The 20,200-nt window shown below is 64.9% G+C and carries 15 protein-coding genes; 2 read left to right on the top strand and 13 right to left on the bottom strand.

Annotated elements, in window-relative coordinates; genetic code table 11:
- Positions 1 to 637 precede the first annotated feature (637 nt).
- Complete coding sequence (locus tag L6D89_RS32950) at positions 638 to 2,782, bottom strand: methyl-accepting chemotaxis protein (RefSeq protein WP_236173272.1); 2,145 nt, start codon at positions 2,780 to 2,782, stop codon at positions 638 to 640.
- A 292-nt stretch (positions 2,783 to 3,074) separates the two neighbouring features.
- On the opposite strand from L6D89_RS32950, the gene L6D89_RS31275 reads away from it, so the two are divergent.
- Together L6D89_RS31275 and L6D89_RS31270 are read left to right on the top strand one after the other, a co-directional pair.
- On the top strand, positions 3,075 to 4,394 hold the full coding sequence (locus L6D89_RS31275) for a Na+/H+ antiporter family protein (RefSeq protein ID WP_236173271.1): 1,320 nt from the start codon (positions 3,075 to 3,077) through the stop codon (positions 4,392 to 4,394).
- Between the two features lie 104 nt (positions 4,395 to 4,498).
- Positions 4,499 to 5,566, top strand: a complete 1,068-nt coding sequence (locus L6D89_RS31270) for an AI-2E family transporter (RefSeq protein ID WP_236173270.1) — start codon at positions 4,499 to 4,501, stop codon at positions 5,564 to 5,566.
- A 170-nt stretch (positions 5,567 to 5,736) separates the two neighbouring features.
- Here the strand turns inward: L6D89_RS31270 and nuoN are convergent, their stop codons facing one another.
- The 12 genes from nuoN to L6D89_RS31210 all read right to left on the bottom strand — a co-directional run bounded on the left by nuoN (position 5,737) and on the right by L6D89_RS31210 (position 20,200).
- Entirely contained in the window at positions 5,737 to 7,200 is a 1,464-nt protein-coding gene (gene nuoN / locus L6D89_RS31265) for an NADH-quinone oxidoreductase subunit NuoN (protein ID WP_236202232.1), read from the bottom strand.
- A 7-nt stretch (positions 7,201 to 7,207) separates the two neighbouring features.
- The gene (gene nuoM / locus L6D89_RS31260) at positions 7,208 to 8,737 is read right to left on the bottom strand and encodes an NADH-quinone oxidoreductase subunit M (protein ID WP_236173268.1); all 1,530 of its coding nucleotides are present in this window, start codon (positions 8,735 to 8,737) and stop codon (positions 7,208 to 7,210) included.
- 28 nt (positions 8,738 to 8,765) lie between these two features.
- Positions 8,766 to 10,613, bottom strand: a complete 1,848-nt coding sequence (gene nuoL / locus L6D89_RS31255; RefSeq protein WP_045214735.1) for an NADH-quinone oxidoreductase subunit L — start codon at positions 10,611 to 10,613, stop codon at positions 8,766 to 8,768.
- Complete coding sequence (nuoK, locus tag L6D89_RS31250) at positions 10,610 to 10,918, bottom strand: NADH-quinone oxidoreductase subunit NuoK (protein WP_017517116.1); 309 nt, start codon at positions 10,916 to 10,918, stop codon at positions 10,610 to 10,612. The genes nuoL and nuoK overlap by 4 nt, the downstream gene beginning before the upstream one ends.
- Positions 10,919 to 10,922: 4 nt before the next feature.
- Positions 10,923 to 11,423: an NADH-quinone oxidoreductase subunit J gene (gene nuoJ, locus L6D89_RS31245; protein WP_017517115.1), complete on the bottom strand. Its 501-nt coding sequence runs from the start codon at positions 11,421 to 11,423 to the stop codon at positions 10,923 to 10,925.
- 11 nt (positions 11,424 to 11,434) lie between these two features.
- Entirely contained in the window at positions 11,435 to 11,983 is a 549-nt protein-coding gene (gene nuoI, locus L6D89_RS31240; RefSeq protein WP_138526508.1) for an NADH-quinone oxidoreductase subunit NuoI, read from the bottom strand.
- Positions 11,984 to 11,994: 11 nt separating this feature from the next.
- Positions 11,995 to 12,984: an NADH-quinone oxidoreductase subunit NuoH gene (gene nuoH / locus L6D89_RS31235; protein WP_236173334.1), complete on the bottom strand. Its 990-nt coding sequence runs from the start codon at positions 12,982 to 12,984 to the stop codon at positions 11,995 to 11,997.
- 11 nt (positions 12,985 to 12,995) lie between these two features.
- Positions 12,996 to 15,710, bottom strand: a complete 2,715-nt coding sequence (gene nuoG / locus L6D89_RS31230) for an NADH-quinone oxidoreductase subunit NuoG (protein ID WP_236202231.1) — start codon at positions 15,708 to 15,710, stop codon at positions 12,996 to 12,998.
- A gap of 128 nt (positions 15,711 to 15,838) precedes the next feature.
- Positions 15,839 to 17,188, bottom strand: coding sequence for an NADH-quinone oxidoreductase subunit NuoF (gene nuoF, locus L6D89_RS31225; protein WP_045214748.1), 1,350 nt, complete (start codon positions 17,186 to 17,188; stop codon positions 15,839 to 15,841).
- Positions 17,185 to 17,685 (bottom strand): NADH-quinone oxidoreductase subunit NuoE, encoded by a 501-nt coding sequence (gene nuoE, locus L6D89_RS31220; RefSeq protein WP_236202234.1) that lies wholly within the window; start codon positions 17,683 to 17,685, stop codon positions 17,185 to 17,187. Before nuoE ends, nuoF begins: the two co-directional genes overlap by 4 nt.
- Entirely contained in the window at positions 17,682 to 19,463 is a 1,782-nt protein-coding gene (nuoC, locus tag L6D89_RS31215; protein ID WP_236202230.1) for an NADH-quinone oxidoreductase subunit C/D, read from the bottom strand. The genes nuoE and nuoC overlap by 4 nt, the downstream gene beginning before the upstream one ends.
- A gap of 59 nt (positions 19,464 to 19,522) precedes the next feature.
- Positions 19,523 to 20,200, bottom strand: coding sequence for a NuoB/complex I 20 kDa subunit family protein (locus L6D89_RS31210; RefSeq protein ID WP_236173263.1), 678 nt, complete (start codon positions 20,198 to 20,200; stop codon positions 19,523 to 19,525).

Below are 20,200 nucleotides of genomic sequence, written 5' to 3'. Positions count from 1 at the left end.
GCTTGGGGCCGCCCTCACCCTAACCCTCTCCCTGAGGGAGAGGGGACCGTCCGGCGCGCGATGCGGGTTCGGCGTTAGCCGGTTGGCGATGGCGCAGGACGAGCATCGACCTCACCGGCCGCTACGAGCTGCTCCCTCGCCCCCCCAGATGCGGGGCGCGCAGCCAGTACTGGGGTGAGGGGAAAGTCCGAGAACTGGGTGGATTGCGCGTGGTGGTGGAGTTGCCGCGGCGCGTGGGGTGACGGTCAGCTGAGGCCGGCTTCTGTGGAGGCGGACTGCGTCCGCTGCCGTGCCGTGCGGTTCGCGAGCAAGCTCGCTCCTACAGGGAAACACCAGCGCCAGACTGTAGGAGCGAGCTTGCTCGCGAACCCGCCGTGGCGCCGAACTCATCGGCTGATCGCGGGGGGAGTTCGCTCCTGCGGAATATACCTGCGCTTGGGGCCGCCCTCACCCTGACCCTCTCCCAAGGGGAGAGGGGACCGTCCGGCGTGCAATGAGAGAACGGCGTCAGCCGGTTGGCGATGGCGCAGGACGAGCATCGACCTCACCGGCCGCTACGGGCTGCCCCTCTCCCTCAGGTGCGGGGCGCGCAGCCAGGGCTGGGGTGAGGGGAAAATCCGAGCTCCGGAGGTCAGGCTCACACGCGGAACTGATCCATCAACCCCTGCTGATGGTTCGCCAGCTTGTTCAGCGACTGGCTCACCTGCGCCGACTCCTGCGCCTGGCTCGACAGCGACTCGGTGACGTCGCGAATCCCCGCCACGTTGCGGTTGATCTCCTCGGCCACCGCGCTCTGTTCCTCGGCGGCGCTGGCGATCTGCAGGTTCATGTCGGTGATCACGCCGACCGCATCGCCGATGCGCTTCAGTGCGGCGACGGCCTGTTCCACCTGGCTCACGCTATCCTGCGCCTGGCGGTGGCTGTTGCTCATCGCGCCGACCACATCGCGGGTGCCGTTCTGCAGGCCTTCGATGACCTGGCGGATTTCCTCCACCGAATCCTGGGTGCGCCGGGCGAGGTTGCGCACCTCGTCGGCGACCACCGCGAAGCCGCGGCCGGCCTCACCGGCGCGAGCGGCTTCGATGGCGGCGTTGAGCGCCAGCAGGTTGGTCTGCTCGGCGATGCCGCGAATGACTTCCAGCACCGAACCGATCTGCTCGCTGCTCGCCGCCAGACCTTCCACCTGGCTCATGGCACTGCTCATGTCGCTGGCCAGTTCGTCGATCAGGCGGGTGGTGTTGTCGATCACGTTGAGACCGTCGCGCGTGGCACCGTCGGCGCCGCGGGCGGCATCGGCGGCCATGGCGGCGCTGTTGGCGACGTCGTGGGCGGTGGCGCTCATCTCCTGCGAGGCGGTGGCGACCTGGTCGACTTCGCGGAACTGCTGCTGCATGCCGGCACTGGTCTGGCTGGCGATTTCCGAGGATTGGTCGGCGGTGGCGCGGGCGTCGTGCACCGAGGATTTCACGTCGCGGATGATCGGCTGCAGCTTGTCGAGGAAGCGGTTGAACCAGCCGGCCAGCTCGCCCAGCTCGTCCTTGCCGGCGTAGTCCAGGCGCTTGGTCAGGTCACCTTCGCCGCTGGCGATGTTGCGCAGCATGGCGGCCACGCCGAGGATCGGCCGGGTCACGCCGCGCGCGGTGAGCCACATGGCGAACAGGCCGATCAGCACCGCGATCAGGCCGAAGCCCAGCTGCGAGACGGTGCCCTGCACACGCTGGTTATCCAATTCGTTCTGCAGTTCGATGGCAGGCCCGAGCAGGACGTTCTGCGGGACTTCCAGCAGCACGCCCCAGGGCTTGGAGCCGGGGATCGGTTGCAGCGGCTCGACCACGCGCAGCTGGTCGTCCTGGCGGAATACCTGCTCATGGTTGGCGGCGATGGCCTGCAGCAGGTCGGCGCCCTGCTTCGGGTAGACCTCCTTGAGGTTCTTGCTCAGCTTCGAGGCATCAGCACTGTGACCGGCAAGCAGGCCAGCCGCGCTGACGATGCTGACGCGGCCCTGGCCGTCATAGAGTTCCTGGCTGCCTTCCACGGCAATTTCCTGCAGCTTCTCCATGCTGATGTCCAGGCCCATGACGCCGATGACCTTACCGTCCAGTTCCAGCGGGAAGGCGATGCTGGTCATCAGCATTTTCTTGCTGCCCACGTCGTCGAAATACGGATCGAGCACACAGGGCTGGCCGGTGGTCTTGGGGCAGGTGAACCAGGCGTTGTAGGCACTGCCACTCGGGCCAGGGCTGGTGTCCTGCAGCAGCGATTCGGCCATGGCTTCCGACTCCAGGTGGCCCGGCGTGGCCTGTGACCAGTAGATGGAGAAGCGACCGGCGTCGTTGCTGCCCAGTTCGCCCTGGCCGGCGAAGAGCTTGTCCTTGCCGTCCAGCGCATCGGGTTCGAAGGCGACGTAGAGTCCGAGCAGTTCCGGGTTGCCTTCCAGCGCGGTCTTCACCTGGCGGGTCAGGTCCTCGCGCAGGTCGTAGGCATCGAGGAAACGCTTCTGCGCCTGGTCACGCAGGAACAGCACCTGCCGTGAGAAGCCCTTGCCGTACTGGTATGCGTCCATGATGTAGCGCTGAATGCGCATGGCCTGGACTTCACCGCGCGATTGCAGGCGGGCCTTGGCCGCTTCGTCGAGCATCTGCGTGCTCGATTGCTTGACCAGCGCGGTGCTGTGTTGGGTGCGGTAGACGGAAAGCCCGGAAAGCAGCGAGACGACGCCGAGCAGGCAGAGCCCGGCAAGCAAGGTGATCTTCCACTGGATGGAAAGACGGCGCAGAAGCATGGAGGGGAATCCTTGTTTGAACTAAGCCTCGGGATGCCAGCTATATCGGCCTTTCCCGTATCTTCTTGACCCGCGACGGGGCGAAACGCCAGAAAACAGGCGATTCTGGCGTGCCTGGCCGACGGGCGGCGAAAAGCCAGGCAAGAAGCGTGCTCGTCTGCGTGAAAGTCCTGCCAGGCGAGCTTGGAAACGTCTTGATTCGACTCAAATTTTGACACCCCGGCGAGCCTTTGGCAGAGTGCGCGCCTTTTGCTCGCGCCCTGGCGCGGCGAGCCCTGGAAGGAGTGCTGGAATGAATGCGGTGTTGATCGCCATTGGCCTGATGCTGGTGTTGAGCCTGTGTCGCGTGCATGTGGTGGTCGCGCTGATCGCCGGCGCGGTAGCAGGCGGCTTGCTCGGCGGCCTGGGCATGGATGGCACGCTCAAGGCATTCAACGAAGGCCTGGGGGCCGGTGCGACGGTGGCGCTGTCTTACGCCATGCTCGGTGCATTCGCCGTGGCCATCGCACGCTCCGGAATGGCGCATGCCCTGGCCGATCGCGCCCTGGCAATGCTCGGCCGGCAGGAGTCGAGCAGCTCCAATGGCTTCAAGTGGATGATGGTCGGCCTGTTGCTGGTGGTGGCGATCTGCTCGCAGAACATCCTGCCGATCCATATCGCTTTCATCCCGCTGCTGGTGCCGCCGCTGCTTTATGTGCTGACGCGCCTGCAGATCGACCGCCGGCTGATCGCCTGTGTCATCACCTTCGGCCTGATCACACCCTACATGTTCCTGCCGGTGGGTTTCGGCAACATCTTCCTGAACCAGATCCTGCTGGCCAACGTGGCCCGCGCGGGCGTCGACGTGCAGGGTATCAACGTGACCCAGGCCATGCTGATTCCGGCGCTGGGTATGCTCTGCGGCCTATTGATCGCGGTGCTCTTCAGCTACCGCGGCAAGCGTGTCTATGACCTGGAACGCATCGAGCAGGCCGAGCGGGTCGACACGCCCTACAGCAAGATGAGCCTCGCTGTGGCCGGCGTCGCAGTGGCGGCGGCATTCGCCGTACAACTGCTGCTGGACTCGATGATCCTTGGCGCGCTGGTGGGTTTCCTGGTGTTCTCGCTGTCCGGGGTGGTGCGCTGGAAGGAGGCGGACGACCTGTTCACCGAAGGCATGAAGATGATGGCCATGATCGGCTTCATCATGATCGCAGCCCAGGGTTTCGCCGCGGTGATGACCGCTACCGGGCAGGTCGCCAGCCTGGTGGATAGCGCCGCAGGCTGGATCGGCAGCAGCAAGGCGCTGGGCGCCTTCATGATGCTGCTGGTGGGCTTGCTGGTGACCATGGGCATCGGTTCGTCGTTCTCCACGGTGCCGATCATCGCGGCGATTTTCGTGCCGCTGGCGGTGCATCTGGGCTTCAGCCCGCTGGCCATCGTCAGCATCGTGGGCACCGCCGGAGCGCTGGGTGACGCTGGCTCGCCAGCGTCGGACTCCACCCTCGGTCCGACTTCCGGCCTGAACGTGGATGGCCAGCACAACCACATCTGGGACACCGTGGTGCCGACCTTCCTGCACTACAACCTGCCACTGCTGGCGTTCGGCTGGGTGGCCGCGATGGTGCTCTGAAAGAGCGCCTGGAAAGCCCTGGCACGGCGATCTCGCTTTGAAAGTTGCACTTGGCGGGGCAACTGCTGACTAATGAGCAGGTTTATCCATCCATGGACCCGCTCATGTTCGAATCGAAACTGGAATACCGGACGTTCCTCGCCCTGCTGCTGGTGGTGACACTCGCCTTCGGCTGGATTCTGCTGCCGTTCTACGGGGCGGTCTTCTGGGGCACCATCCTGGCGATCATCTTCGCCCCGCTGCAGCGCCGCCTGCGGGTGAAACTCAACGGACGCAACAACCTCGCTGCACTGATTTCCCTCGCCGTGTGCTTCCTGATCGTGATTCTTCCGGTGACCTTCATCGCCGGCGCACTGGTACAGGAAGGGGCGACCGTCTACCAGCGGCTGAAGTCGGGTGAGCTGAACTTCATCGCCTATTACCAGCAGGCGGTCGCCGCGCTGCCGGGCTGGGCGCACCAGTTGCTGGAGCGCTTCGACCTGGCCGATCTGTCGAGCCTGCAGGAAAAGCTCTCGGCGGGTGCGATGCAGGCCAGCCAACTGGTGGCCACCAAGGCCTTCAGCATCGGCCAGAACACCTTCGAGTTCGTCATCAGCTTCGGCATCATGCTCTACCTGCTGTTCTTCCTCCTGCGCGACGGCCCGACCCTGGGGCGCCGCATCAAGCAGGCCGTGCCGCTGAGCGGGGAGCACAAGCAGCACCTGTTCACCAAGTTCACCACGGTGATCCGCGCCACGGTGAAGGGCAACATCGCCGTCGCGGCGACCCAGGGCGCGCTGGGCGGGCTGATCTTCTGGTTCCTCGGCATCCAGGGCTCGCTGCTCTGGGGCGCGCTGATGGCCTTCCTCTCGCTACTGCCGGCCATTGGCGCAGGGCTGATCTGGGTGCCGGTGGCGGCCTACTTCCTGCTCACCGGTGCGATCTGGCAGGGCGTGGTGCTGACACTGTTCTGCGTGGTGGTGATCGGCCTGGTGGACAACATCCTGCGCCCGATCCTGGTCGGCAAGGACACCAAGATGCCGGATTACGTGGTGCTGATCTCGACCCTTGGCGGCATGTCGCTGTTCGGCCTCAACGGCTTCGTCATCGGCCCGCTGATCGCGGCGCTGTTCATGGCGTCGTGGGACCTGTTCACCGGCCGTGAAGGCGAGCAGCCCAAGCCAGCAGAGTAAGGTTGAGCACGTTGTAGGATGGCGTGGAGCGAAGCGATACCCATCGATTGCCGGAACCATCAGCATGGGTATCGCTGCGCTCCACCCATCCTACGAAAGCCGCGTCGCGATGCTTGAATCACAGGCAATAAAAACCCCGCCGAAGCGGGGTTTTTTATTGCCTGTCGACCTTAGCCGGCGATGGCTACCAGGCCGCTGTGCTGGAGGATGTCCAGCAGCGGTTGCGGGTAGACGCCGAGGAAGAAGGCGAGCAGGGCGATGGCCACCAGCATGATGCCGCCGGCGCGCTGGGCCCAGTCCAGGGGCGCGTCGTGGCGCTTCATGTTCGGCTCGACCAGGTACATGGTCACCATCACGCGCAGGTAGTAGAACAGGCCGATGGCGCTGCCCAGTACCAGCGAGCCGACCAGCCACCAGTGCTGCGACTCGACGCCGGTGGCGACGATGTAGAACTTGCCGATGAAGCCGGCGGTCAGCGGAATGCCCGCCAGGGACAGCATCATCACGGTCATCACCGCGGTCAGCACCGGACGGCGCCAGAACAGGCCGCGGTACTCGAACAGTGCGTCGGCGTCGCGGCCGCTGTACGGGGTGGACATCAGGGTGACCACGCCGAAGGCGCCCAGGGTGGTGACGACGTAGGTGGTCAGGTACACGCCGACGGCTTCCACGGCCAGGCCCTTGCTCGCCACCAGGGCGATCAGCAGGTAGCCGAAGTGGGCGATGGACGAGTAGCCGAGCAGGCGCTTGATGTTGCTCTGGGTCAGCGCCAGCAGGTTGCCGATCAGGATCGAGGCGATGGCGATGACTGCGATGGCGTCATGCAGCAGGCCGTTGTTCAGGGCTGCCGGAGCGATCTGGAACAGACGCAGCAGAACGGCGAACACGGCGACCTTGGCGGTGGTGGCCAGGAAGGTGGCTACCGGGGCCGGAGCACCTTCGTAGACGTCCGGGGTCCACAGGTGGAACGGCGCCAGGGACAGCTTGAAGCCCAGGCCGACGACCATCATGCCGACGCCGATGGCCAGTAGCGGGCCATGGCTGGTGCCCTCGGCCAGCGAGGCACCGATAGCCGAGAACCCGAGGCTGCCGGATTCGGCGTAGAGCAGGGCCATGCCGAACAGCAGGAACGCGGAACCGGCAGCGGACAGTACGGTGTACTTGATGCCCGCTTCCAGGGTGCGCTTGTTGAAGAAGGCGTAGGCGACCATGCCGTAGACCGGCACCGACAGCAGTTCCAGGCCGATGAACAGGCCGGCCAGGTTCTGTGCACTGACCAGCACCAGGCCGCCCGCGGTGGACAGCAGCAGGAGCAGGTAGAGTTCCTCGCGGTTGCCCGGGAAGCTTTCCATGTAGGCGTGGGCGAGGGTAGTGCAGGCCAGGGCGCCGATCAGGATCAGGGCCATGTAGAAGCAGGCGAAGTTGTCGATCACCAGCAACGGGGTGACTTCGATCGGGGTGACTTTCAGCACCGGGATGATCGACAGCAGGGCCAGGTTCAGACCGATCACCGAGAGGGTGGCGGTCATCGAGTGGTTACGCTTCCAGGCTACCGCAAGCATCACCACCACCAGGGTGGCGCTGGTGATGAGCAGTGGCAGGAGCGCGATGAAGTGTTGAATCGTGAAGGTCATGTCGCGCTTACCGTGCTGCCAGGGTGGAGAGGGCGGAGCCCAGCCATTGCTGGACGCCGTGCATGGTTGCCGCGGAGGTGTCGAGAACCGGCTGCGGGTAGACGCCGAGCACGATCAGCAGCACCGCCAGGCCGAGCACCATGAGCAGCTCGCGGGCGTTCAGGCCGGCGATGGCGGTGTCGGACTTGGCCGGGCCGAAGTACGCGCGGTGGATCATGATCAGCGAGTAGACCGAGCCGAACACCAGGCCGAAGGTGGCGATCACGGTGATCACCGGAACGACCTTGAAGCTGCCCAGCAGGATCAGGAATTCGCCGACGAAGTTGCCGGTGCCTGGCAGGCCCAGCGACGCGGTGGCGAAGAACAGGGCCACGGCCGGCAGGTACGGAATGCGCGACCACAGGCCGCCCATCTTGCGCATGTCACGGGTGTGCAGGCGCTCGTACAGCTGGCCGCAGAGGATGAACAGCGCGGCGGCGGAGAGGCCGTGGGCGATCATCTGCACGACCACACCCTGCAGCGCCTGGGGGCTGCCGGAGTAGATGCCGATCATCACGAAGCCCATGTGCGACACGGAGGAGTAGGCCACCAGGCGCTTGATGTCGGTCTGCGCGAACGACAGGAAGGCGCCGTAGAAGATGCCGATCAGACCCAGGGTCATGGCGATCGGGGCGAACTCGGCCGAAGCGTTGGGGAACAGCGGCAGGGCGAAGCGGATCAGGCCGTAGGCGGCGGTCTTCAGCAGGATACCGGCCAGGTCCACGGAGCCGGCGGTCGGTGCCTGGGCGTGGGCGTCCGGCAGCCAGGAGTGCACCGGCACCACCGGCATCTTCACCGCGAAGGCGACGAAGAAGCCGAGCATCAGGATCCACTCGGTGTGCGGCGGCAGCTGCGTCTTCAGCAGGTCGGCATAGTTGAAGGTCAGCACGCCGGTGCTGTTGTAGTGCACGAACACCAGGCCGAGGATCGCCACCAGCATCACCAGGCCGCTGGCCTGGGTGAAGATGAAGAACTTGGTAGCGGCGTAGATGCGGGTCTTCTTGCCGTCGTCGGAGCTATGACCCCAGAGCGCGATGAGGAAGTACATCGGCACCAGCATCATTTCCCAGAAGAAGAAGAACAGGAACAGGTCGACGGCGAGGAACACACCGATCACACCGCCGAGGATCCACAGCAGGTTCAGGTGGAAGAAGCCGATGCGACGCTGGATCTCGTTCCACGAGCAGAGGACGGAGAGCACGCCGAGCAGGCCGGTCAGCGCCACCATCAGCAGGGACAGGCCGTCCATCGCCAGGTGGAAGCTGATGCCGAAACGCTCGATCCAGGACAGCTTGAATTCCAGGGTCCATTGCGGCTCGCCACCCGGCGCGGGGGCCAGCTGGAAGTCACCGGTGTGCCACACCCACAGGCTCAGCGCCAGGGTGAGGACCATCGATCCCAGGGCGACCCAGCGAGGCAGGGTCTTGCTGGTGTACTCGGCGATCCAGCAAAGGAAGCCGCCGATGAAGGGGATCAGGATTAGCCAGGGCAGAATCATGTCGGGCTCAATCTCTTTCGTGAATTCATTAAGCCAGCAGCAGCGCGCCGAGGAGCAGCGCGGCGCCACCCACCAGGGAAGCGGCGTACCAACGCAGGCGGCCGTTCTCGGTGAGGCTGAGGAGTTTGTTGCCACCGCGGGCGGTGAGCGGGACCAGGACCAGGGTCTTGTCGATCGGGTCCGCGGCCAGCAGGCGGCAGATCAGCAGGTAGGGTTTCACGAACAGCTTGTCGTACAGCCAGTCGAAGCCCCAGGCGTGGTACCACCAGGTGCCGAAGAAGCGGCCCGGTGCGCTCTGGGCGACGGCGCTGACGAAGCGGCGCTTGCCGAGGAAGAGCAGGCCCGCGAGCAGGATACCGGCGATGGCGATGGCGCCCGAGGCGATCTCCAGGCTGTGCTTGGCTTCACCACCGGCATGACCGGCGCTTTCCGGCAGGACGCCGGCCAGCGGCGGAGTGATCAGCGCGCCGATGAAGGTGGAGAGCACGATCAGTACACCCAGCGGCAGCCAGTGGCTGACGCCATGGCCGGCGTGCGCTTCGGTCTTCGCTTCGCCGTGGAAGGCGATGAAGATCAGGCGGAAGGTGTACAGCGAGGTCATGAACGCGCCGACCAGACCGGCGATCAGCAGGTTCTGGTGACCGCTGGCGAAGGCTTCCCAGAGGATCTCGTCCTTGGAGTAGAAGCCGGCGGTCAGGAAGGGCAGGGCAGACAGTGCCGCGCCACCGACCACGAAGCTTGCGTAGGCCAGCGGCAGCTTCTTCCACAGGCCACCCATCTTGAAGATGTTCTGCTCGTGGTGGCAGGCGACGATCACCGCACCGGAAGCAAGGAACAGCAGGGCTTTGAAGAAGGCGTGGGTCATCAGGTGGAAGATCGCCCCACCCCAGGCTCCGACGCCCAGGGCCAGGAACATGTAGCCGATCTGGCTCATGGTCGAGTAGGCGAGGATGCGCTTGATGTCGGTCTGCACCAGGGCGGCGAAGCCGGCCAGGACCAGGGTCACGGCGCCGATGATGCCGACCAGCTCCAGGACGTTCGGAGCCAGCTCGAACAGGCCGTGGCAGCGGGCGATCAGGTAGACGCCCGCGGTCACCATGGTGGCGGCGTGGATCAGCGCGGAGACCGGAGTCGGGCCGGCCATCGCGTCGGCCAGCCAGGTCTGCAGCGGCAGCTGGGCCGATTTGCCGACGGCGCCGCCGAGCAGCATCAGGGTGGCCAGGTTGATCCACAGGTCGCCCTTGGCGAAGTGCTGCGGAGCCAGGACCAGCAGCTCCTGGATGTTCAGCGTGCCCAGGTGCTGGAACAGGATGAACATGCCGATGGCGAAGAACACGTCACCCACGCGGGTCACGATGAAGGCCTTCAGCGCTGCGTTGCCGTTCGGTACGTGGTTGTAATAGAAACCGATTAGCAGGTAGGAGCAGAGGCCCACGCCTTCCCAGCCGAAGTACATGAACAGCAGGTTATCGCCCAGCACCAGGAACAGCATGCTGGCGATGAACAGGTTGGTGTAGGCGAAGAACCGCGAATAGCCGGTTTCACCGCGCATGTACCAGGAGGCGAACAGGTGGATCAGGAAGCCGACGCCGGTGACCACGCCGAGCATGGTGACCGACAGGCCGTCCAGGTACAGGGTGAAGTTGGTCTTGAAGTCGCCAACGCTCATCCATTGCCACAGCACCAGGCTGTAGGCGCCACCTTCGGGCGGGTTGCTGTGGAAGCTCCAGATCGCCCAGAAGGCGGAGAGGGCCGCGAGGCCCACGGAGCCGACACCGACCAGTGCCGAGAGATTTTCCGACCACTTGCCACGGGAGAACGAGAGCAGCAGGAAGCCGACCAGGGGGAACAGGAAAGTAAGGGGCAGCAGGTTCATCCGCGCATCTCGCTGGCAGCGTCGATATCGAGGGTATGGAAGCGGCGATACAGCTGGAGCAGGATCGCCAGGCCGATGCTGGCCTCGGCCGCAGCCAGGCTGAGCACCAGGATGAACATCACCTGGCCGTCAGGCTGGCCCCAGCGGGCGCCACCGACCACGAAGGCCAGAGCGGCGGCGTTCATCATCACTTCCAGGCTCATCAGTACGAACAGGATATTGCGTCGTACCATCAGGCCCACCAGGCCGAAGCAGAACAGCACACCGGCGAGTGCCAGTCCGTGTTCGAGAGGGATTGCATTCATGGTGTTAGTCCTTCGCTTCGTGGCGGCCGAGGTGGTAGGCGGCGACCAGTGCCGCCAGCAGCAGCATCGAGGCCAGTTCGACGACCAGCAGGTACGGGCCGAACAGGCTGATGCCCACGGCCTTGGCGTCCACGGTGGTGTGGCCGATGCCGATACCGCTCGGGGTGCGCGAGAGCATCCACAGCAGTTCGACCAGCAGCACGGCAGCCAGGGCGCCGGGGCCGATCCAGACACCGGGCTTGAGCCACTTGCGTTCCTGCTCGGCAATGGCCGGGCCGAGGTTGAGCATCATCACCACGAAGACGAACAGCACCATGATCGCGCCGGCGTAGACGATGATCTCCAGGGCACCGGCGAACGGGGCGCCGAGGCTGAAGAAGGTCATCGATACCGCGAGCAGCGAAATGATGAGGTAGAGCAGGGCATGCACCGGGTTGCTGTTGGTGATGACCCGGAAGGTTGCCAGCACGGCGACGCCGGCGGCGAAGTAGAAAGCGAATTCCACGCGACGTCTCCTTACGGCAGCAGGCTCTTGACGTTGATCGGTTCGGCCTCGTTCTGCGCGGCGCCTTTCGGCTTGCCGGCGATGGCCATGCCGGCAACGCGGTAGAAGTTGTAGTCCGGGTTCTTGCCGGGGCCGGAGATCAGCAGGTCTTCCTTCTCGTAGACCAGGTCCTGGCGCTTGAACTCGCCCATCTCGAAATCCGGGGTCAGCTGGATCGCGGTGGTCGGGCAGGCTTCTTCGCACAGGCCGCAGAAGATGCAGCGGGAGAAGTTGATGCGGAAGAACTCGGGGTACCAGCGGCCATCGTCCATCTCGGCCTTCTGCAGGGAGATGCAGCCAACCGGGCAGGCCACGGCGCACAGGTTGCACGCAACGCAGCGCTCCTCGCCGTCGGGATCGCGGGTGAGCACGATGCGGCCACGGTAGCGCGGCGGCAGGTACACGGGCTCTTCCGGGTACTGCAGGGTGTCACGCTTGCGGAAGGCGTGACCGAAGATCATCACCAGGCTGCGCAGCTGGGTGTAGGTGCCGTGCACCACGTCGAAAATGTACTTGATCATGGTCGTACTCCTTACTGGGTCGCCAGCACGACAGCGCCGGTCACCAGCAGGTTGATCAGGGTCAGCGGGAGGCAGAACTTCCAGCTGAAGGCCATCACCTGGTCATAGCGCGGGCGTGGAATCGAGGCCCGCAGCAGAATGAACATCATGATGAAGAAGCCGGTTTTCAGGGCGAACCAGATGAACGGGATCTGCGGCAGGATGCCGAACGGGCCATGCCAGCCGCCGAAGAACAGGGTCGCCAGCAACGCGGACACCAGCACGATGCCGATGTACTCGCCGACGAAGAACATGCCCCATTTCATGCCGGCGTACTCGATGTGGTAACCGTCGGCCAGTTCCTGTTCGGCTTCGGGCTGGTCGAACGGGTGACGGTGAGTCACGGCGACACCAGCGACGAAGAAGGTCATGAAACCGAAGAACTGCGGAATGATGAACCACATGTGCTCGGCCTGGTAATCGACGATGTCGCGCAGGCTGAACGAACCGACCTGAGCGACGATACCCATCAGCGACAGGGCCAGGAACACCTCGTAGGAGATGGTCTGGGCCGAGGCGCGCAGGCTGCCGAGGAGGGCGAACTTGTTGTTGCTCGACCAGCCGGCGAACAGCACCGCGTACACGGTCAGGCCGGCCATGGCGAAGAAGAACAGGATGCCGATGTTCAGGTCCGCCACACCCCAGGTCGGGGTGATCGGGATGACCGCGAACGCCACCAGCAGCGCACCCATGGCAATCATGGGCGCGAGGGTGAAGATCATCTTGTCGGCGAACGGCGGGGTCCAGTCTTCCTTGAAGAACATCTTCAGCATGTCGGCACCGAGCTGGAAGGCCCCGAAGGGGCCGACCCGGTTCGGACCGTAGCGGTCCTGCCAGAGGCCGAGCAGACGACGCTCGACCCAGCTGAGCAGCGCGCCGCAGACGACCACGGCGAGCAGGATGACGATGGCCTTGATGACTTCGATGATGATGTCGACGACGGCGGGGGTCAGCCAGCTCATGCTCATCAAACTCATTGTGCAGCCTCCTGCAGACCTTCAGCCGTGGCGCCGATGACACCGGCGGGAATGCCTTGCAGACCGATCGGCAGGGCGACCAGGCCGGCACCGAGCTCTTCGCTCACGCGCAGCGGCAGGCGCAGTTCCTGGCCCTTGACGGTCAGGCGGATGATCGCGCCTTCGTTGACGCCCAGGCGATCAGCCTCGGCCTTGGCCAGGGTGACGTAGGTCTGCGGGATGCGCTCCTGCACCGGGGCGGCCTTGGCGGAATTCTCCTCGCTGCCGAACAGGTGATAGAAGGGCACCACCTTGAACTGGCTGGCGGCGGTGTGGAACGGCGCGGGAATCTCGCTGAACCACAGGGCTTCGCCCTTGGCCTCGATCAGGCGTACGCCCGGATCGCCGGCGCGCAGGTGGCCGCCGACTTCGTCCTGGAACTTGTTCCAGGCTTGCGGGGAGTTCCAGCCCGGGGACCAGGCGAACGGAATCTGCTGACGCGGTTCGGTGCTGCCGGCGTAGCCTTCCATGGAGAAGGCGAAGGCGGAGTCGATGTCCTGCGGCTGACGCGGCTCGCTGACATTGATGTTGGCGCGCATCGAGGTACGGCCGGAGTAGCGGTGCGGCTCGCGCGCCAGCTTCAGGCCCTTGATGCGGAACGCGGCGTTCGGCGCGGCTTCGCGGATGCCGGCCAGTTGCGGTTTGGCGGCGACGACGGCGTCGATCACGTGGTCCAGCTGGGTCCAGTCGACGCGCTTGCCTTCGAGGGTGCTGTGCAGGGCGTGCAGCCAGCGCCAGCCTTCGCGGACCAGGTTGTCGGCGTTGTAGTAGGTCGGGTCGTAGACCTGGAAGAAACGCTGGGCGCGGCCTTCCTGGCTGACCAGGGTGCCATCGCCTTCGGCGAAGCTGGCGGCCGGCAGCAGGACGGTGGCCTTGGCGCTGGTGGCGGTCTGCTGGTGGTCGGCGACCACGACGATCTTGGCGGCGGCCAGGGCGGCATCGACAGCGGCAGCGTCGGCGCGGCGGTACAGGTCGTTTTCCAGGATCACCACGGCATCGGCGGCGCCGGAGGTCAGCTGTTCCAGAGCGGCTTCAACGGACTCGCCGCCGAAGAGCGCCAGGCCCAGGCTGTTGGCTTCCGGGACGACCAGGCTCAGGGAGCCGTTCTTCTCGCGGTTCTTCAGCGCGCTGGCGATGTTGGCGGCGGCTTCGATCAGGGCGTTGCTGCCCAGCGAGGTGCCGGAGATGACCAACGGGCGCTTGGCGGCGACCAGGGCATCGGCGATGCGCTGGGCCAGGGCGGCGGCTTCGGCGTCGAGGCCGGCCACGGCCGGGGCGCTCGCGTCGATGGCATGGGCCACGGCGAAGCCCAGGCGAGCCAGGTCTTCGGTAGCGGCGTGCACGCACTCGGCAGCGACGTCGTCCAGGCGGGTTTCATCCAGGCTGGCGATGAACAGCGGGTTCATCTCGTGCTGGGCGATGGTCTTCACCGCGGCGTCGAGCCACGGCTGGATCTTCATCGCGGCTGCCATGTCCTCGCCCTTACCTTTGACCGACTGGCGCAGGGCCAGGGCGATACGGGCAGCGGTCTGGGTCAGGTCTTCGCCAAGCACGAATACTGCGTCGTGGTCTTCGATGTCACGGATGGTCGGCACCGGCAGCGGGCCGTCCTGCATCACTTTCAGCACCAGCTGCAGGCGTTGCAGCTCGTCGGCGGAGATGCCGCTGTAGTAGTTCTGCGCGCCGACCAGTTCGGCCAGGGCGTAGTTGCTTTCCAGGCTGGCGCGCGGCGAACCGATACCGATGACCTTGCGGCCCTTGAGCAGGGCAGCGGTCTGGTCGAGGGCGCCGTCCAGCGAGAGCTTCTGCTTGCTCAGCATCAGCTGCGGCTGACGCGGGCGGTCTTCGCGGTTGACGTAGCCGTAGCCGAAGCGGCCGCGGTCGCACAGGAAGTAGTGGTTCACCGAGCCGTTGTAGCGGTTCTCGATGCGGCGGATTTCACCGTAACGCTCGCCGGGGCTGATGTTGCAGCCGCTGGAGCAGCCATGGCAGATGCTCGGGGCGAACTGCATGTCCCACTTGCGGTTGTAGCGCTCGGAGTGGGTCTTGTCGGTGAACACGCCAGTCGGGCAGACCTCGGTCAGGTTGCCGGAGAACTCGCTCTCCAGCACACCGTCCTCGATGCGGCCGAAATAGACGTTGTCATGCGCGCCATAGACGCCCAGGTCGGTGCCGCCGGCGTAGTCCTTGTAGTAACGGACGCAGCGGTAGCAGGCGATGCAGCGGTTCATCTCGTGGGCGATGAACGGGCCGAGCTCCTGGTTCTGGTGGGTGCGCTTGGTGAAGCGGTACCGGCGCTGGTTGTGGCCGGTCATCACCGTCATGTCCTGCAGGTGGCAGTGACCGCCTTCCTCGCAGACCGGGCAGTCGTGCGGGTGGTTGGTCATCAGCCATTCGACGACGCTGGCGCGGAACTGCTTGGCCTCTTCGTCTTCGATGGAAATCCAGGTGTTGTCGGTGGCGGGAGTCATGCAGGACATGACGAGACGACCGCGTTTGTCGTTCTCGTCGGTGTACTGCTTGACCGCGCACTGGCGGCATGCGCCGACGCTTCCGAGCGCCGGGTGCCAGCAGAAGTAGGGGATGTCGAGACCGAGGGAGAGGCAGGCCTGCAACAGGTTGTCCGCTCCGTCGACTTCTAACGTCTTGCCGTCTACGTGGATCGTGGCCATGGGTCTAAGTCTTCGTTGGCCCGTTGTCAGCGGGCGTGGCTAATAGAAATCACGGTTTCATCGGGCCGGCGGCACGCCGCGGCACTGCAACGAAACAACGCCGGGCGCAGCGCCCGGCGATCAAAGCATCAAGCGCCGACGGTCTGCGGTGCTTGTACGGCCTGAGCCTGGCGGGAAATGCCCGCTTCGAACTCGGGACGGAAATACTTCAGTGCGCTGCCCAGCGGCTCGACGGCACCCGGTGCGTGGGCACAGAAGGTCTTGCCGGGGCCGAGGAAGTTGACGAGCTGCTCGAGGGTTTCCAGGTCGCCCTGGGCACCTTCGCCTTTCTCCAGCGCGCGCAGGACCTTCACGCTCCACGGCAGGCCGTCGCGGCACGGAGTGCACCAGCCGCAGGATTCGCGGGCGAAGAACTCTTCCATGTTGCGCAGCAGCGAGACCATGTTGACGCTGTCGTCCACCGCCATGGCCAGGCCGGTACCCATACGGGTGCCAACCTTGGCAACGCCGCCGGCATAGAACAGGGCATCCAGGTGTTCCGGCAGAAGGAAGCCGGTACCGGCGCCGCCCGGCTGCCAGGCCTTGAGCTTGTAGCCGTCGCGCATGCCGCCGGCGTAATCCTCGAACAGCTCGCGGGCCGGGAGGCCGAAGGGCAGTTCCCAGATACCGGGGTTCTTCACCTTGCCGGAGAAGCCCATGAGCTTGGTGCCCATGTCTTCGCTGCCTGGGCGAGCGAGGCCCTTGTACCAGTCGACACCGTGCTCGACGATCGCCGGTACGTTGCACAGGGTCTCGACGTTGTTCACGCAGGTCGGCTTGCCCCAGACGCCAACGGCGGCGGGGAAGGGCGGCTTGGAGCGCGGGTTGGCGCGGCGGCCTTCCAGCGAGTTGATCAGTGCGGTCTCTTCGCCACAGATGTAGCGGCCGGCGCCGGTGTGGACGAACAGCTCGAAATCGAAGCCGCTGCCGAGGATGTTCTTGCCCAGCAGGCCGGCGGCCTTGGCTTCCTCGATGGCGCGGTTCAGGTTACGGGCTGCGTCGACATACTCGCCGCGCAGGAAGATGTAGCCGCGGTAGGCCTTGAGGGCGCGCGCGGAGATCAGCATGCCTTCCACCAGCAGGTGCGGCAGCTGCTCCATGAGCATGCGGTCCTTCCAGGTGTTGGGCTCCATCTCGTCCGCGTTGCACAGCAGGTAGCGGATGTTGAGGGATTCGTCCTTGGGCATCAGGCCCCACTTCACGCCGGTGGGGAAGCCCGCACCGCCGCGGCCCTTGAGGCCGGAGTCCTTGACGGTCTGGACGATGTCGTCGGTGGCCATCTGCGCCAGCGCCTTGCGCGCGGCGGCGTAGCCATTCTTCGACTGGTACTCCTCCAGCCAGACCGGGGCACCGTCGTCACGCAGGCGCCAGGTCAGCGGATGGGTTTCGGCCGCGCGCGCGGTGCGGTTGGGCGTGCCGTAGGAGGTGAGGCGACTCATGCGTAGGCCTCCAGCAGTTTGGCGACGCCGTCGGGACGCAGGTCGCCGAAGGTGTCGTCGTCGATCATCATCGCCGGGGCCTTGTCGCAGTTGCCCAGGCAGCACACCGGCAGCAGGGTGAAGCGGCCGTCGGCGGTGGTCTGGCCGAGGCCGATGCCCAGCTGCTTCTGGATCTCGCTAACCACGGACTCGTGGCCGCCGATGTAGCAGACCATGCTGTCGCAGACGCGGATGATGTGGCGACCGACCGGCTGGCGGAAGATCTGGCTATAGAAGGTAGCCACGCCTTCGACGTCACTGTCGGGGATGCCGAGGATGTCGGCGATCGCCGGGATGGCGCCGTCCGGTACCCAGCCGCGCTGCTTCTGGACGATCTTCAGGGCTTCGATGGACGCCGCACGGGAGTCCTCGTAGTGATGCATTTCGTGCTCGATGGCCGAGCGCTCGGTTTCGCTGAGTTCGAAACGATCAGTCTGGATAAGGGTACTCATGATCAGCGGTCCACGTCGGCCATAACGAAGTCGATACTGCCCAGATAGGCGATCAGGTCAGCGATCATGCTGCCGTTGATCACCGACGGAATCTGCTGCAGGTGCGCGAAGCTGGGCGTCCGGATTCGGGTCCGGTAGCTCATGGTGCTGCCATCGCTCGTCAGGTAGTAGCTGTTGATGCCCTTGGTCGCTTCCACCATCTGGAAGGCTTCGTTGGCCGGCATGACCGGGCCCCAGGAAACCTGCAGGAAGTGGGTGATCAGGGTCTCGATGTGCTGCAGCGTGCGCTCTTTGGGCGGCGGCGTGGTCAGCGGGTGGTCGGCCTTGTACGGGCCTTCGGGCATGTTCTTCAGGCACTGCTCGATGATGCGCAGGCTCTGGCGCATTTCACCCATCTTGACCATGCAGCGGTCGTAGGCGTCGCCGTTGGCCGCCAGCGGCACTTCGAACTCGAAGTTCTCGTAGCCGGAGTAGGGGCGCGCTTTACGCAGGTCGAAGTCGCAGCCGGTGGCGCGCAGGCCGGCGCCGGTGGTGCCCCATTCCAGCGCTTCCTTGGTGTTGTACGCCGCGACGCCGATGGTACGGCCACGCAGGATGCTGTTCTTCAGGGCAGCGGTTTCGTACTCGTCCAGGCGCTTGGGCATCCAGTCGAGGAATTCGCGGACCAGCTTGTCCCAGCCGCGCGGCAGGTCGTGTGCTACGCCGCCGATGCGGTACCAGGCCGGGTGCAGGCGGAAGCCGGTGATGGCTTCGACGACCTTGTAGGCGCGCTGGCGGTCGGTGAAGGTGAAGAACACCGGGGTCATCGCACCCACGTCCTGGATATAGGTACCCAGGTAGAGCAGGTGGTTCAGGATGCGGAAGAACTCCGACATCATGATGCGGATGACGTCGACCCGCTGCGGCACCTTGATGCCGGCGAGCTTCTCGACCGAGAGCACGTACGGCAGGTTGTTCATCACGCCGCCGAGGTAGTCGATACGGTCGGTGTACGGAATGAAGCTGTGCCAGGACTGGCGCTCTGCCATCTTCTCGGCGCCACGGTGGTGGTAGCCGATTTCCGGAACGCAATCGAGGATCTCTTCACCGTCCAGCTGCAGGATGATGCGGAATGCACCGTGAGCGGACGGGTGGTTCGGGCCGAGGTTGAGGAACATGAAGTCCTCGTTCTCGCCATGGCGCTTCATGCCCCAGTCTTCGGGCTTGAAGCGCAGGGCTTCCTGCTCGAGGTCCTGCTTGGCAGCGGACAGCGCGTAGGGATCGAACTCGGTGGCGCGCGCCGGGTAATCCTTGCGCAGCGGGTGACCTTCCCAGGTCGGCGGCATCAGCATGCGGGTCAGGTGCGGGTGACCATTGAAGGTGATCCCGTACATGTCCCAGACCTCACGCTCGTACCAGTTGGCGTTCGGCCAGATACGGGTGGCGGTGGGCAGGTTGAGGTCGCCTTCGGACAAGGCCACCTTGATCATCACGTCACTATTACGCTCGAGCGACATCAGGTGGTAGAACACGCTGAAGTCGGCGCCCGGCAGGCCGCGACGGTGGGTGCGCAGGCGCTCGTCGACACCGTGCAGGTCATAGAGCATGACGTACGGCTTGGGCACATTGCGCAGGAAGGTGAGGACGTCGATCAGGCGCTCACGGGCAACCCAGAGCACCGGCATGCCGGTGCGGGTGGCCTGGACGGTGAAGGCTTCGGCGCCAAAGCGGGAATTCAGTTCGACGACGATGTCTTGGTCGTCTGCCTTGTAAGGCGGGATGTACAGAGCGGAGTCTGCATTCATAGTCTTTAAGTCACTCGGTCAACGGTGGAGTGAAAACGGGCCTCTCGTGGAGGGCCGGATCACACTTCGTCGGGGCTGCGCAGGTTGGTGACCGCAATGCGCTGTTCGCGCTTGAGATCCTTCTGGGCAGGCATGTCGGCACGATAGATGCCTTGATCGCCTACAACCCAGGACAACGGACGACGCTCCTGGCCGATGGATTCCTGCAGCAGCATCAGGCCTTGCAGGAACGCCTCCGGACGGGGCGGGCAGCCGGGGATGTACACGTCCACGGGGAGGAACTTGTCGACCCCCTGAACGACCGAGTAGATGTCGTACATGCCGCCGGAGTTGGCGCACGACCCCATCGAGATCACCCACTTGGGTTCCAGCATCTGCTCGTACAGGCGCTGGATGACCGGAGCCATCTTGATGAAGCAGGTGCCGGCGATGACCATGAAGTCAGCCTGGCGCGGCGATGCACGGATCACTTCGGCGCCGAAACGGGCGATGTCGTGCGGCGCGGTGAACGCCGTGGTCATCTCCACGTAGCAGCAGGACAGCCCGAAGTTGTACGGCCACAGGGAGTTCTTGCGACCCCAGTTCACCGCACCGTTGAGAACATCCTCGAGCTTGCCCATGAAGATGTTCTTGTGGACCTGCCCTTCGATGAGCGGGTCTTCTACCGTTTCGCGTTCGCCGATCGGGTACTGATCATTGGGCGCATCCGGATCGATCCGGGTAAGTTTGTATTGCAT

Origin of the sequence: Pseudomonas pseudonitroreducens (assembly GCF_021603645.1) — a bacterium.
Classification (GTDB): domain Bacteria; phylum Pseudomonadota; class Gammaproteobacteria; order Pseudomonadales; family Pseudomonadaceae; genus Pseudomonas; species Pseudomonas pseudonitroreducens.
Note: the sequence above shows the minus strand (reverse complement) of the source record. Positions and strands in the feature narration are given on the sequence as shown.

What these genes read in the sequence shown, in the direction of transcription:
- nuoC (WP_236202230.1), bottom strand. Translation starts at nt 19,463, where the DNA reads ATGAATGCAGACTCCGCTCTGTACATCCCGCCTTACAAGGCAGACGAC.
- nuoH (WP_236173334.1), bottom strand. Translation starts at nt 12,984, where the DNA reads ATGAGCTGGCTGACCCCCGCCGTCGTCGACATCATCATCGAAGTCATC.
- nuoI (WP_138526508.1), bottom strand. Translation starts at nt 11,983, where the DNA reads ATGATCAAGTACATTTTCGACGTGGTGCACGGCACCTACACCCAGCTG.
- nuoF (WP_045214748.1), bottom strand. Translation starts at nt 17,188, where the DNA reads ATGAGTCGCCTCACCTCCTACGGCACGCCCAACCGCACCGCGCGCGCG.
- nuoK (WP_017517116.1), bottom strand. Translation starts at nt 10,918, where the DNA reads ATGAATGCAATCCCTCTCGAACACGGACTGGCACTCGCCGGTGTGCTG.
- L6D89_RS32950 (WP_236173272.1), bottom strand. Translation starts at nt 2,782, where the DNA reads ATGCTTCTGCGCCGTCTTTCCATCCAGTGGAAGATCACCTTGCTTGCC.
- nuoM (WP_236173268.1), bottom strand. Translation starts at nt 8,737, where the DNA reads ATGATTCTGCCCTGGCTAATCCTGATCCCCTTCATCGGCGGCTTCCTT.
- nuoL (WP_045214735.1), bottom strand. Translation starts at nt 10,613, where the DNA reads ATGAACCTGCTGCCCCTTACTTTCCTGTTCCCCCTGGTCGGCTTCCTG.
- nuoG (WP_236202231.1), bottom strand. Translation starts at nt 15,710, where the DNA reads ATGGCCACGATCCACGTAGACGGCAAGACGTTAGAAGTCGACGGAGCG.
- L6D89_RS31275 (WP_236173271.1), top strand. Translation starts at nt 3,075, where the DNA reads ATGAATGCGGTGTTGATCGCCATTGGCCTGATGCTGGTGTTGAGCCTG.
- L6D89_RS31270 (WP_236173270.1), top strand. Translation starts at nt 4,499, where the DNA reads ATGTTCGAATCGAAACTGGAATACCGGACGTTCCTCGCCCTGCTGCTG.
- L6D89_RS31210 (WP_236173263.1), bottom strand. Translation starts at nt 20,200, where the DNA reads ATGCAATACAAACTTACCCGGATCGATCCGGATGCGCCCAATGATCAG.
- nuoN (WP_236202232.1), bottom strand. Translation starts at nt 7,200, where the DNA reads ATGACCTTCACGATTCAACACTTCATCGCGCTCCTGCCACTGCTCATC.